The organism is Halolactibacillus sp. JCM 19043 (assembly GCF_001310395.1).
Classification (GTDB): domain Bacteria; phylum Bacillota; class Bacilli; order Bacillales; family Amphibacillaceae; genus Halolactibacillus; species Halolactibacillus miurensis.
Window position 1 is genome coordinate 1 of the sequence record NZ_BAXD01000003.1, and the last position, 12,366, is coordinate 12,366.

The window sequence follows — 12,366 nt, forward strand, 5'->3', positions numbered from 1 at the left end:
GACGAGGAATATATGTTTGTCACTTCAAAAATATTCAAAACGAGCGATTCATCAGCCACCTAGTGCTGACGCACTTGAGGAAGGTGTCTTCTCGCCCTAAAACGATAAAAAACCATTCAATAGTCATATGAAAAACTCCATCATGACCTATATAAATATGCTATAATTTAGGGTAGAGACACGATGATTACTTTATAGATAGAAGGCGTTAATAATGACCGGAGAAAAAAAGGTAGTATCGATAGAAGATCGGATACCAAAACTGAGAGAGACGCGCCGAAAGAAAGCGAATCGGCGCTTTATTTTTTATTTAACATGTTTATTAGTTCTTATTGTCTTTGTTGTTTACTTGCAATCTCCGCTAAGTTATGTGCGAGAAATAAATGTGACAGGATCACAATTTGTATCAAAAGACGTTATTCTAAAGCAAAGTGATATATCAACAGAACGGAGTCTATGGTCATTTCAACTCGAAAATATCGAAGCGAAGATCTTGGAACTACCAGAAATTAAAACCGCTAAAGTGACACGCTCATGGACACACGAAGTGACGGTGGCCGTCACAGAGTATAAGAAAATTGCTTATATTGACCAAGGGGAAAGTTTGTCGCCATTGTTGGAGAGTGGTCATACATTAGACCATGTTGAAAAAGTCGATTATAAAGGCGATGCCCCTTTACTCATTGGGTTTGACAATGAAGAGATTCGCAAGTTAATGATTGAAGGTATGCAAGCCTTACCGACCTATTTATTGAGTCATATTTCAGAGATTCACTATTCTCCAACAGAAGCGAATCCTTATCAAGTCCATTTAAATATGATTGATGGCTTTGAGTTGTTGACGACCATTAGAGGTTTTAGTGAACACATAAAGGCGTACCCATCTGTTGTGAGTCAATTAGATCAAGCCAATCCTGGTTTGATTGAAATTGATCACTCTGGGGCCATTTTTAATCAGTTTTCAGAACAACCGACGACTGATCCAGATTTAGAGATATATGAAGAAGGCGAAGAAAATCAATTGATTATAGAAGAGGATGAATAGGTTTATGCATGTGAAAGGTAAACATGTCATATTATCGCTTGTTTTATTTGTTTTTGGCTATTTAGTCGCTGTAAGTTATGAACAAGCACAAATATTGTTAGATGACGATCCGGTCTCGGTTGAAGAATGGGACCGTGCTTTTTACTATCGGCAACAGCTGATTGATTTCGAAGAGCGAAATAATGCGCTTGAACAACAAATTAACGATTTGCGGGTAGAGTTGCTTCAGATGGAAACTTCTCTTAGTGAAGAACAACAAAATCTAATGTCAGCTGTTGAATTAAAGCGAGAGTTACAAGCTTATGTCGGTGAGTTAGCGGTAGAAGGTCCGGGTGTGTTTATCACTTTGAAAGACCAGGATTATGTACCGGATGAAGCGAATGTGAATGACTATATTGTTCACGACCGACATGTCCAATTAGTCATTAATGAGCTCTTAAGTGCTGGGGCTGAAGCGATAGAAATTAATGGTCAGCGGATATTCCACCATAGTCATGTGTTTTGTGTTGGCCCTGTGATTACCGTTGACGGCAAAACACATCCTGCACCATTTACGATTGAAGCGATCGGTGACCAAGACACGCTTCGGCAGTCCCTTGAATTAGAACAAGGCGTGATTGATCAGTTAGTGAATGAACGGATTGAAGTGGAATACGGTGAAAAACGAGTAGAAATGACACCACAATAAGAAGGATGACATATTTATGAAAAAACAGACAGTGATTCTCGCGGCGGCTGCCTTTTTTATCGGTGTCATGATTAGTTTGCACCTCTCAATTGAAGAGGAGCCTAAAACGCGTGATACGAGAGATTTATGGGAAATCAGAACAGCACTGTTAGAGGAACAAGAACGTCAACAAGTGTTGCAAGAAGAATTAAATGAATTGAAAAACATTCAAGCGGATTATGAAGACAATGTATACGTCACACAAACTCAGACATTGCGGAATCAAATTAGTGCCTTACAAGACCAAGCGGGTTTAACAGAAATGACAGGACCCGGCGTTGAGTTAACCCTTGTGGCGGATTTTGAACAGGCAAGTGAAACCGAAGGTTTCCCTGAGTTAACGAGTGAATTATTGAATCGATTGGTTAATGAGTTAAACGTCTATGGTGCTGAACACTTAGCCATAGGTGCTGAGCGCATTGTCAATCATACGGCGATTCGTGACGTAATGGGTCGTGTCTATGTCAATCAACGACCATTAAGGGATTTGCCAATCACCATTCTAGTCTTGACCGAAGAACCTGAGCGGCTCATTAACTACATGGAAGTAAGCCAAGCGATCAATGACTTAGCTATTCACAATATTAAACTTACCATGGACGAAAAACAAACCATCACCGTCCCTAAATATTCAGATGAATTAACGCTTAATTATGTTAAAGTAACAGATTATGAGGAAGGTGAAGAATAATGTGGTTAATGGTATTATTTTTAGGGCTAGGGATTGGGTTAGGATTGTTGTCAGATTTGACGATTCCAGCCGTCTACTCCAATTATTTATCGCTCGCGATCTTAGCGGCGTTTGATACCTTGCTAGGTGGTATACGGGCCCACTTTGAACATGTATTTAATCAATATATATTTGTTACGGGTTTTTTCTTTAATATTACCTTGGCTGTTTTATTAACGTTTATTGGTGAGCAATTAGGGGTAGACCTATATTTAGCAGCTGTGTTTGCGTTTGGCTGGCGTTTATTCCAAAATATCGCCATCATTAGACGCCGTTTATTTGATAAATGGCAGCAACAAAAAGTATTAAAGAAACAAAACCAATCGTCCTCGACTGCTGAATAGTCGAAATACATCGACAAATCGTGAAATACGTAGAATGAATCATGTAAAAACAATGGATTTCATGGTAAAATCATTAAAAAGTATGATATTTTTTAATAGACTATTAAATGTCTAGCAATTAAATGATATACTTAGCGTAGTGCATACCTTTTTAACAAAAAATTGTTGTTTCATCACATCTTATTATAAAATATGATGATATGAAGGTAGAACATAAAAGAAATGAAAATCATGAATAAAAATCAAACATGTGAACATGGACAAAAAAGAATTAAAGCGAGTGAAATAAGTGGTGTCACTTATAGGAGGTGCTAGTATTGGCTAACGAAGTGTTAGTAAGTTTGGACATAGGAACGTCCCAAATAAAAGTGGTCATCGGAGAAATAGCTGATGAACGTTTAAACATTATTGGTGTAGGTACGGCCAAGTCAAAGGGCATAAAAAAAGGTGGAATCGTCGACATTGATAAAGCGGTTCAATCGATTCGAGCAGCCATTGAATCTGCTGAAAGAATGGTAGATATGCACATTCATTCTGTTATTATTGGCTACAATGGTAATCAAGTAGAATTACTTCCTTGTCAAGGGATTGTGGCAGTACCAAATGATGATAAAGAAATAAACGATGAAGATGTGCTTCGTGTAATTGATAATGCTAAAGTCATCTCTTATCCACCGATCGTGAATTTTTAGATCTTGTGATCAAACAATTTATTGTTGATGGTTTAGCAGGAATCAATGACCCACGCGGGATGATCGGTGTTAGGCTTGAAATGGAAGGCACGATTATTACGTCGTCACGAACAATGATACATAATACAACGAAGTGTGTGGAAAGAGCACAGCTTGATATTCAAGACCAAGTCTTACAACCACTAGCCGCCGGTGCCATTGCCTTGTCAGACGATGAGAAAGAACTAGGCGTGGCGTTAATTGATATCGGTGGTGGCACAACAACCGTCTCTATTTTTGATGATGGACAGTTAAAGGGCACACGAATGATTCCTATTGGTGGTGAGAATATCACTAAAGATATTTCGTATGGTTTAAAGACAAGTTTTGAAGAAGCAGAACAAATTAAAATCAAACACGGATATGGCTATTTCCCTGATGCCAATGAAGAAGAACAATTTGAAGTAAAAGCGATTGGTACAGAGGAGATTTCTACATTCAATCAAAAAGATATATCTGACATGATCGAGGCACGACTAGAAGAGGTTTTTGTGTTAGTGGCTAAAGAAATTTCTAAATTAGGTTATCGTGACTTACCAGGAGGGTTTGTGTTAACTGGTGGTACGATGTTAATGCCAGGAGCATTAGAACTAGCTAGAGATCTCTATCAAGGTAATGTTCGTGTGGCTGTGCCTGATTACATTGGCGTAAGAGAACCACAATACACGCCTGGTGTAGGTATTTTGAAATTCGCGTATGATAATGCGAAAATACAAGGGAGACCTCTATCAGATGCTGTCTCGGACCAAGCGCAATATGAGGAACGACCGGTCAAAAAAGACAAGCCAAAACAATCGAAACCAATGAAACAGAAAAAACCAAAAGATGAGACAAAAGAGTCAGGTGTAGCAAAATTATTCAAAGTATTTTTCGATTAATAAAATAGAGAACTGTTGCGATTAGGAGGAAAGAATATGTTAGAGTTTGATACAGAATTAGATCAATTAGCAAAGATTAAAGTTATCGGGGTTGGTGGCGGTGGTAACAACGCTGTCAACCGTATGATTGAACACGGTGTTCAAGGTGTGGAATTTATTGCGGTGAATACCGATGCGCAAGCACTAAACTTATCAAAAGCAGAAGTGAAGATTCAATTAGGTACGAAACTGACACGTGGCCTCGGTGCAGGTGCGAACCCTGAAGTTGGTCGCAAAGCTGCTGAAGAAAGTAAGGAACAGTTAGAAGAAGCCTTACAAGGGGCGGATATGATCTTTGTGACAGCTGGTATGGGTGGCGGTACCGGAACGGGTGCGGCACCGTCATTGCTCAAGTCGCAAAAGAAATTGGTGCGTTAACGGTGGGTGTTGTGACGCGTCCGTTTATGTTTGAAGGTCGCAAACGTTCAACACAAGCGATTCAAGGTATTGATGGATTAAAACAAAATGTCGATACGTTAATCGTGATTCCAAATGACCGTTTATTGGAAATTATCGACAAAAACACACCGATGCTAGAAGCTTTTAGAGAAGCTGATAATGTGTTACGCCAAGGTGTGCAAGGGATCAGTGATCTGATTGCTACACCAGGTATTATTAACGTCGATTTTGCGGACGTGAAAACAATTATGCAAGATAAAGGGTCAGCTTTAATGGGCATCGGGATTGCGACAGGTGAAAATCGTGCCGCTGAAGCAGCGAAAAAAGCCATTTCGTCACCGTTACTTGAAACAACCATTGACGGGGCTCATGGTATTTTGATGAATATCACGGGTGGTTCTGGCTTTACCTTGTACGAAGTACAAGAAGCAGCAGCGATTGTTACTGATGAAGCAGACCAAGAAGTGAATGTCATTTTTGGTGCGGTGATGAATGAAGAATTAAAAGATGAGATTGTTGTAACGGTTATCGCGACGGGTTTTGATGAGACAAAGAAAAAGTCAGATCATACGCGTCCGACTCAAACAACAAGACCAACTCAAGAAACAAAACAAAAACAAGAACAATCAACACCAGATGAACCGGCGTTTAACGAAGACGACACTTTGGATATTCCAACGTTTTTACGGAATCGCAACCGTCGTCGATAAGCTGATAAAATGACATGTTGAATAAATAGTGAACCACGTAGGATGAGAGAATAACTTTCATCCTACGTGGTTTTTCATTTCTAAAGTAGGTCACTGCATAAGAAGGGGGACTGATTTTTATACAAAACCTCCATCATAAACGGTTTATTTGCACAATCATTTGACAAGCTTTGCGACATGGCTCTGATATGATGGTACCTATAAGGGAAGGAGGCCGGTTTACGTGTACGTTGATCTCGTATTTTTGCTGACTTATGGCGCGCATATACTACTCATTACTTTAACGTGTCACATTATGGGTATGAAGACATCACGTGTCTGGTGTCACGTAATTTCTTTTCTACTCAGTCTTATCGATATTATGCCAGTACTTATGTCTTTCTCCCACTACCGTTTTATACAACTGTTACTCTCCCTTATCTGTTTAAGCTGGTTATTTTTCTCACCTAGTAAAGCCAAAATAAGTCAACGATTTGTGACAATGACAATGGTATCTTGTTTTTTTGCAGGCGCGTTATTACTCATTAAGTCACACATAACGGCATCACTTCCATTGATGCTGATGTTGTTCATCGTCAGCTATCATTTATACTTACGTTTTTATCAACATGGTGTCTGTCGCCATATTCAAACAGAACATCTGTATGATATCACGGTAACGATGAATCAACAAACCGTTCAATTAAAGGCGTTTTTTGATACTGGTCATCAATTAATTGACCCCATTACACATGCTTCCGTACTATTTATTGATCCCATCACGTTTAATCAATTCAACCTTCATCTTGAACAAACGGATGAGGATAAAAAAAGACAGTTATTTTATCAAGATATCAATGCGAATGTACAGGCTATGACGTGCATCAAGCCTGATTGTGTTACCGTTATTGATCACGGAGAGGTAAAAGAAGTGAGTCATGTGTTACTCGGGTTAAGGCAACAGAACTTTAGAGAGGAGGAAGGATTTCAAGCGTTATTCGGTCCACAGCTATTGACGTTATTAAAATCATAAAGGAAAGGGTGCGGAGGAGTATGAAAGTGTGTCGTATTATGTTTAAGCGTTGTCGAGAATGGCTAATCAAACGAATGATGAAGAAACAAGCCGTTTATTATATCGGCGGGAAAGAAGCGCTCCCTCAGCCGCTTAACCGTGAAGAAGAGTATCAATTATTGGAACGTTTAGACCAAGGTGACCAAGCAGCGAAAGCGAGTTTAATCGAACGTAATTTACGTCTTGTCGTGTATCTGGCGCGTAAATTTGAAAATACCGGTGTGCATATTGAAGATTTAATTAGTATAGGGACGATTGGACTTATCAAAGGCGTAAATACATTTAAATTGGAAAAAAAGATTAAATTGGCTACATACGCGTCGCGTTGCATTGAAAATGAAATTTTGATGTTTTTGCGTAAAACAAGTAAGCGAAAAACAGAGGTGTCATTTGATGAACCGCTTAATGTAGATTGGGACGGTAATGCCTTATTACTTTCAGATGTGTTAGGGACAGAACCGGATGTCATTGAAAAAGATATTGAACAACATGTCGATCATGCCCTATTGAAAGAAGCACTCAAAAAATTATCAACGCGTGATCAATATATTATGACGCTACGCTTTGGTTTGAATAAAAAAGATGAACTCACACAAAAAGAAGTGGCAGATTTACTCGGCATTTCTCAATCATATATTTCACGTTTAGAGAAGAAAATCTTAAAGCAGTTACAGTATAGTTTTCAAGAGTCGATGTAGATTCACCAGATACTTCCTGCATATTCATAGGTGACTTGGTGATACTTCCTAGTAGACGTAATATTCAACTAGGAGGTTCACAATGGCCAGATTTAAGGTTGACTTATGTGGTGTTGATACAAAGGCATTACCGGTACTAAAGAATGAAGATATGCGCATCCTTTTCAAACGTTATCAAGCAGGCGATCAAACAGCGCGTGAAACAATTATTGGTGGCAATTTGCGTCTAGTATTAAGTATCATTCAACGCTTTCAGCACCGAGGAGAATCAGGCGATGATTTATTTCAAGTGGGGTGTATCGGTTTAATTAAAGCGATTGATAACTTTGATTTAAAACATAACGTTAAGTTTTCGACTTATGCGGTTCCAATGATCTTAGGAGAAGTTCGACGTCACTTTAGAGATCACCAACCTATTAGAGTTTCTCGGTCCATAAAAGATTTAGCTTATCAAATTATGAAAACACGAGAAAAATTGATGAATGAGCGACATGTTGAACCAACATTAAAGGAAGTGAGTGAAGTCCTAGGCGTGAAGCTCGTCGATGTCGTTTTTGCGTTAGATGCCATTCAAGAACCGATGTCGTTATTTGATCCGATTTATGACGATGGGTCGGACCCTGTATTATTAATGGATCAAGTTACGAGTGATAAAGAGCCCGAAACAGATTGGGTAATGAACCTTGCCTTAAAACAATCGTTAGACGGTTTAAATAAACGGGAATTTTTCATTTTAAATAAACGCTATTATGAAGGATTAACCCAGTCAGAAGTCGCAGATGAAATTGGTATTTCACAAGCCCAAGTGTCCCGGTTGGAAAAACAGGCGCTAAAGGCGATGAAACAGAAGATGAAAGAAGTTGAGTAATGTTTTGAAGGGAAAGAAGGTGACCTATGCGTTACACAGATTTAAAAAAAACGTGAATGTGTCTCAACGACGACAGGAGAGCGGTTAGGTTTTATTACCGACGTTATCATTGATGAGAACAAAGGTGTTGTGACCCATCTCGTCATCGGAGAAAAACGTAAAATGTCCATGAGAAAAGAGGCAGAAGAACACGTGATTGATTTAAGGGAGATTGAGACAGTCGGAGAAGACGTCTTAATTGTTGCCTTAAAAAATAATCAAAGAAGATGATTAAAGAGAACCATTTCTTTCATACGTGAGAGAAATGGTTCTTTTTCCATGCGTATATATGATAAAATAAAAACGAATGAAAGAAATTGTGTGAGGAAGCGATAAAATGGAACTATTCAAAAGACAATCACCTCGGCGACTGCATGCGGAGGAGATTCAGAACCACTATCAGATTAATTTAGGGATCTCTACACGTATCGGTGGGGTATCAAAAGATCCGTTTACGAGTTTGAATACAGCCTTCATGTGGGTGATGATGATGCCGACGTAATTGAAAATAGAAGCCGTGTGTTAAATGAAATGAACCAATCATTAAGTCAAGCCGTCTTTGCAGAACAAGTGCATGGTAAGCGTGTGGCGGTGGTGGAAAAAGTAGATGCTGGGCGCGGTGCCTACACCTTAACCGACCACATACCAGGTGTAGATGGGCTGATTACGAAAGCCTCTGGGGTCGTGTTGGCTCAGTTTTATGCTGATTGTGTGCCGCTTTACTTTTTTGATCCCGTTCAGCGCCTCATCGGGATTGCGCATGCAGGGTGGAAAGGGACGGCGAAAGGGATGGCTAAAACGATGCTCGAGACGTGTCTGTTACTTGGTAGTGAGATCGAACATATACACGTCGCGATCGGACCAGCGATTGAAAAAGAGCATTATCAAGTAAGCCGTGCGGTGGTAGAGCAAATGCCGCTACCTATCACAAATGAGCTAGCAACTAAGTTATCAGAAGATCAATATGTTTTAGATTTAAAAGCAGTGAATGAACATTATTTAGTGACATTAGGGGTTAAGCCCCATCACATCAATAAATCATCTATCGATACGTACAGTCATCCGGATTTATATTCATTTAGGAGACAACAACAAACCGGACGTATGATGGGCTATATTTTTCAGTAGAAAAAGAATGGGTAAGAGGGGGACATGACATGACACTAGACCGACGTTATCGCAAACTACAAGAAGACATTAAGGCAGCTTGTGACAAAGCTCAACGCGATGTGAGTGAGTTAACACTCATTGCCGTGACGAAATATGTTACAATAGATGAAACAAAGAAAGTAAAGGCGCTTGGTATAAGCGATTTAGGTGAAAATCGGGTGAAAGAAGCCCAAGAAAAGATCGAAGCCATAAAGGACGTTGCCTGGCACTTTATTGGGCCACTGCAATCGCGCAAGGTAAAAGAAATTGCAGAGAAAATCGATTATTTTCACGCGCTTGACCGGATGAAAATCGCAAAAGAACTCAATAAACGGCGCTCAAGTCCATTGAATTGCTTTATTCAAGTCAATATTAGTGGCGAAGCAACGAAGGGTGGCGTTGAACAAGAGGCACTTCAAGCCTTTGTTGAGTCATTATCAAGCCTTGAAAACATCCGTATCGTAGGCTCATGACGATGGCGCCCCATTCGACTGATGAATCACTTGTACGCGGTGTATTTAAGGAGTTAAGAAGGTGCTGTGATCACATTAAGTCACTAGAGTTACCTCATGCGCCGTGTGACTATTTATCAATGGGGATGAGTAATGACTTTGAGTGGGCTATTTTAGAAGGGGCAACCCATCTTAGAATTGGCTCGACATTAGTAAATCCTGAAAGGTAGGGAGAAATATGAGTATGAAAAATAAGTTTCGGACATTGTTTTCTGTCGATGAAGAAGAATACTATGAAGAAATACCAGATGACTCTTACGAGGCTTTTCAAAAAACACGTAGTGACAAACACGACAAAGACGAACCGAAAAAGAAAAAAGAAAATATTGTGAGTTTACAGTCGGTTCAGTCTCAAGCTAAAGTAGTCTTGTCTGAACCGAGACGGTATGATGAAATTCAAGATATTGCCGATCACGTTGTCAATAGACGGTCTGTTGTCATTAACTTGCAACGCGTATCAAAAGAAGAAGCCACGCGGATTGTCGATTTTTTAAGTGGCACTGTTTATGCGGTCTCAGGCGATATTCAAAAACTTGGACCCCATACGTTTTTATGTACACCTGATAATGTTGAAATCGAAGGTGCGATTTCTTCACTTACAGATGACGAATTTGATGAACAAGGAAGGTATTAACGATGGAAAGTATATTATTAAGATTGTTTGATTTGTATCAATTTGCGATTATTGGCTATATTTTGATGTCTTGGTTCCCAGGTGCACGACAATCCTCAATTGGTCGCTTTTTAGGTTCGATTGTGGAACCATATTTGGAACCATTTAGACGGATTATTCCGCCGATTGGCATGTTGGATATTTCAGCCCTTGTCGCGTTATTTGTCTTAAGCTTTGCGCGTCGTGGACTGATTTATATTCTTTATGTTTTATAGGTGAGTGCGATGGAGTTATATCAACATTTCAGACCAGAAGAACGCCCATTTGTCGATAATGTTCTCAATCTCAGAGACCAAGTCGAACGACAATTTATGACGAGATTTACCGATTTTTTAGATCCGAGAGAGGCGCATATTTTTGAATCCATTATTGGGAATGATGATCGGTTCAACGTCACGTGTTTATTTGGTGACAACCAGGTGGAACGGACGATGTATGCATTAAGTCCTTATTATGAATCGGTTGAAGATGATGATTTTCCGGTTTGTTTACTTGAAGCTTCCTTTCCAACGAAATTTGTAGACATTAAGCACCCCGATGTGTTAGGCAGTTTTCTATCACTCGGGATTGACCGAAAGAAGTTAGGGGATATCACGATAGAGGAGGCAACGGGAACCATTCAATTGCTTGTCCATCAGGATATATGTCCGTTTGTTTTACGAGAATTTACTCAAGTAAAAAAAGCGCAAGTAGCTTTTATTGAAGCCCCTTTAATCACCTACCGTCCACATCCATCGACGTGGACGACTCATCAAACGACAGTATCGTCCTTGCGTTTAGATGTATTAATCAAAGACATGTATCAGATGAGTCGTAAAGATGCGAAGGCGTTGGTGGAACGTGAGTGGGTGAAGGTGAATTTTAAAGTCGTGGATTCTCCGGCCTTTACCGTTGAACCTAATGATTTGATTAGTGTGAGAAAAAAAGGTCGAGCTAGGTTATCGTCAATTGAAGGGCAAACAAAGAAAGAAAAATGGCGCATTTTGTATCAACGTTTGGTACAATAGAAGAAAGGGTTTTCTTTTAACACATGTTGTCGAAAGGCATAAACGATACGAAGGAGGAATACATAATGGCATTAACACCACTAGATATTCACAATAAGGAATTTTCCAGAGGGATGCGCGGGTATGACCAAGATGAAGTCAATGAATTTTTAGATCAAGTCATGAAAGATTTTGAACTGGTCATTCGCGAAAAGAAGGAATTAAAGCGTGAGATCGAATTACTAGAAGATAAATTAACGCATTTTTCAAACATTGAAGAAACATTAAATAAATCTATTCTCGTAGCGCAACAAACCGCCGATGAAGTGAGAGGCAACGCGACGAAAGAATCGAAGCTAATTGTCCGAGAAGCTGAGAAAAATGCTGATCGTATCATTAATGAAGCTCTAGAAAAAGCACGTCGGATTGAAATTGAAGTAGAAGAACTTAAGAAGCAAGGGAAAGTCTTCCGTACGCGTCTGAAAATGTTGATTGAAGCTCAACTAGAACTTGTTGAAGCAAACGATTGGGACCAATTATTAAATATGGAACTCAATGAATTGGACGAAGACGACGAATAAAAATATTGACACGACTTGACGGCTGTGCAATAATTACCTATAATTCATGGACAGGGTATTTAATTAAATGAAACGATAAAGCGATGCGAAGAACAGTAAGTCATTTATTATCATAAGAGCGAACTAGGGGTGGTGAAAGCCTAGTATGATCCCTAAATGAACGAATATCATCTTCAAGCTTTCATTCTGAACTCATAGTAAGAATG

General features: G+C 39.4%; 15 protein-coding genes, 3 pseudogenes and 1 other annotated feature (1 of these 19 only partly in view). All 18 genes and pseudogenes read left to right on the forward strand.

The genetic code is table 11. The features are described from left to right. The first annotated feature begins 214 nt into the window (after nt 1-214). The 18 genes and pseudogenes from JCM19043_RS02765 (at nt 215) to JCM19043_RS02835 (ending at nt 12,160) form a co-directional block, all read left to right on the forward strand. Nucleotides 215-1,045: a cell division protein FtsQ/DivIB gene (locus JCM19043_RS02765; protein ID WP_062319804.1), complete on the forward strand. Its 831-nt coding sequence runs from the start codon at nt 215-217 to the stop codon at nt 1,043-1,045. Nucleotides 1,046-1,049: 4 nt separating this feature from the next. After that, entirely contained in the window at nt 1,050-1,733 is a 684-nt protein-coding gene (locus JCM19043_RS02770) for a DUF881 domain-containing protein (protein WP_062319806.1), read from the forward strand. 16 nt (nt 1,734-1,749) lie between these two features. Continuing rightward, complete coding sequence (locus tag JCM19043_RS02775; protein WP_062319808.1) at nt 1,750-2,463, forward strand: DUF881 domain-containing protein; 714 nt, start codon at nt 1,750-1,752, stop codon at nt 2,461-2,463. Next, nucleotides 2,463-2,846: a small basic family protein gene (locus JCM19043_RS02780; RefSeq protein ID WP_062319810.1), complete on the forward strand. Its 384-nt coding sequence runs from the start codon at nt 2,463-2,465 to the stop codon at nt 2,844-2,846. Before JCM19043_RS02775 ends, JCM19043_RS02780 begins: the two co-directional genes overlap by 1 nt. Nucleotides 2,847-3,163: 317 nt before the next feature. Next, nucleotides 3,164-4,455: pseudogene (ftsA, locus tag JCM19043_RS02785) on the forward strand (cell division protein FtsA). Nucleotides 4,456-4,491: 36 nt separating this feature from the next. Continuing rightward, nucleotides 4,492-5,603 (forward strand): annotated as a pseudogene (ftsZ, locus tag JCM19043_RS02790) (cell division protein FtsZ). 223 nt (nt 5,604-5,826) lie between these two features. Next, nucleotides 5,827-6,615, forward strand: coding sequence for a sigma-E processing peptidase SpoIIGA (locus tag JCM19043_RS02795; protein WP_062319812.1), 789 nt, complete (start codon nt 5,827-5,829; stop codon nt 6,613-6,615). A gap of 20 nt (nt 6,616-6,635) precedes the next feature. After that, nucleotides 6,636-7,352: an RNA polymerase sporulation sigma factor SigE gene (sigE, locus tag JCM19043_RS02800; RefSeq protein WP_062319814.1), complete on the forward strand. Its 717-nt coding sequence runs from the start codon at nt 6,636-6,638 to the stop codon at nt 7,350-7,352. An 82-nt stretch (nt 7,353-7,434) separates the two neighbouring features. Beyond that, nucleotides 7,435-8,220 carry an RNA polymerase sporulation sigma factor SigG gene (sigG, locus tag JCM19043_RS02805; protein ID WP_062319816.1) on the forward strand — a complete coding sequence of 262 codons (786 nt, stop codon included), beginning with the start codon at nt 7,435-7,437 and terminating at the stop codon, nt 8,218-8,220. Nucleotides 8,221-8,280: 60 nt separating this feature from the next. Further along, nucleotides 8,281-8,490, forward strand: a pseudogene (locus tag JCM19043_RS15925) (PRC-barrel domain-containing protein); the annotation flags it as partial. A gap of 106 nt (nt 8,491-8,596) precedes the next feature. Next, entirely contained in the window at nt 8,597-8,761 is a 165-nt protein-coding gene (locus tag JCM19043_RS16240; protein WP_156321317.1) for a hypothetical protein, read from the forward strand. Beyond that, nucleotides 8,737-9,387 carry a peptidoglycan editing factor PgeF gene (gene pgeF / locus JCM19043_RS02810; protein WP_062319818.1) on the forward strand — a complete coding sequence of 217 codons (651 nt, stop codon included), beginning with the start codon at nt 8,737-8,739 and terminating at the stop codon, nt 9,385-9,387. Before JCM19043_RS16240 ends, pgeF begins: the two co-directional genes overlap by 25 nt. Nucleotides 9,388-9,416: 29 nt before the next feature. Beyond that, on the forward strand, nt 9,417-9,881 hold the full coding sequence (locus tag JCM19043_RS02815) for a YggS family pyridoxal phosphate-dependent enzyme (RefSeq protein WP_369813729.1): 465 nt from the start codon (nt 9,417-9,419) through the stop codon (nt 9,879-9,881). Next, a complete protein-coding gene (locus tag JCM19043_RS18545; protein WP_369813730.1) occupies nt 9,878-10,090 on the forward strand; it encodes a hypothetical protein in 213 nt (70 codons plus the stop codon). Before JCM19043_RS02815 ends, JCM19043_RS18545 begins: the two co-directional genes overlap by 4 nt. An 8-nt stretch (nt 10,091-10,098) precedes the next feature. After that, nucleotides 10,099-10,554, forward strand: coding sequence for a cell division protein SepF (locus JCM19043_RS02820; RefSeq protein WP_062319820.1), 456 nt, complete (start codon nt 10,099-10,101; stop codon nt 10,552-10,554). 2 nt (nt 10,555-10,556) lie between these two features. Further along, complete coding sequence (locus JCM19043_RS02825; RefSeq protein WP_062319822.1) at nt 10,557-10,808, forward strand: YggT family protein; 252 nt, start codon at nt 10,557-10,559, stop codon at nt 10,806-10,808. A gap of 9 nt (nt 10,809-10,817) precedes the next feature. Next, nucleotides 10,818-11,600, forward strand: a complete 783-nt coding sequence (locus JCM19043_RS02830; RefSeq protein WP_062319824.1) for an RNA-binding protein — start codon at nt 10,818-10,820, stop codon at nt 11,598-11,600. Nucleotides 11,601-11,665: 65 nt separating this feature from the next. Beyond that, a complete protein-coding gene (locus JCM19043_RS02835) occupies nt 11,666-12,160 on the forward strand; it encodes a DivIVA domain-containing protein (protein WP_062319826.1) in 495 nt (164 codons plus the stop codon). Nucleotides 12,161-12,234: 74 nt separating this feature from the next. Then, nucleotides 12,235-12,366: a binding site (T-box leader), on the forward strand; it runs 81 nt beyond the window's last position.

Bases quoted from the DNA above. Each gene is read 5' to 3' on its own strand.
- JCM19043_RS02765 (WP_062319804.1), top strand. From the start codon at position 215: ATGACCGGAGAAAAAAAGGTAGTATCGATAGAAGATCGGATACCAAAA.
- JCM19043_RS02770 (WP_062319806.1), top strand. From the start codon at position 1,050: ATGCATGTGAAAGGTAAACATGTCATATTATCGCTTGTTTTATTTGTT.
- JCM19043_RS02775 (WP_062319808.1), top strand. From the start codon at position 1,750: ATGAAAAAACAGACAGTGATTCTCGCGGCGGCTGCCTTTTTTATCGGT.
- JCM19043_RS02780 (WP_062319810.1), top strand. From the start codon at position 2,463: ATGTGGTTAATGGTATTATTTTTAGGGCTAGGGATTGGGTTAGGATTG.
- sigE (WP_062319814.1), top strand. From the start codon at position 6,636: ATGAAAGTGTGTCGTATTATGTTTAAGCGTTGTCGAGAATGGCTAATC.
- sigG (WP_062319816.1), top strand. From the start codon at position 7,435: ATGGCCAGATTTAAGGTTGACTTATGTGGTGTTGATACAAAGGCATTA.
- JCM19043_RS16240 (WP_156321317.1), top strand. From the start codon at position 8,597: ATGGAACTATTCAAAAGACAATCACCTCGGCGACTGCATGCGGAGGAG.
- JCM19043_RS02815 (WP_369813729.1), top strand. From the start codon at position 9,417: ATGACACTAGACCGACGTTATCGCAAACTACAAGAAGACATTAAGGCA.
- JCM19043_RS18545 (WP_369813730.1), top strand. From the start codon at position 9,878: ATGACGATGGCGCCCCATTCGACTGATGAATCACTTGTACGCGGTGTA.
- JCM19043_RS02820 (WP_062319820.1), top strand. From the start codon at position 10,099: ATGAGTATGAAAAATAAGTTTCGGACATTGTTTTCTGTCGATGAAGAA.
- JCM19043_RS02825 (WP_062319822.1), top strand. From the start codon at position 10,557: ATGGAAAGTATATTATTAAGATTGTTTGATTTGTATCAATTTGCGATT.
- JCM19043_RS02830 (WP_062319824.1), top strand. From the start codon at position 10,818: ATGGAGTTATATCAACATTTCAGACCAGAAGAACGCCCATTTGTCGAT.
- JCM19043_RS02835 (WP_062319826.1), top strand. From the start codon at position 11,666: ATGGCATTAACACCACTAGATATTCACAATAAGGAATTTTCCAGAGGG.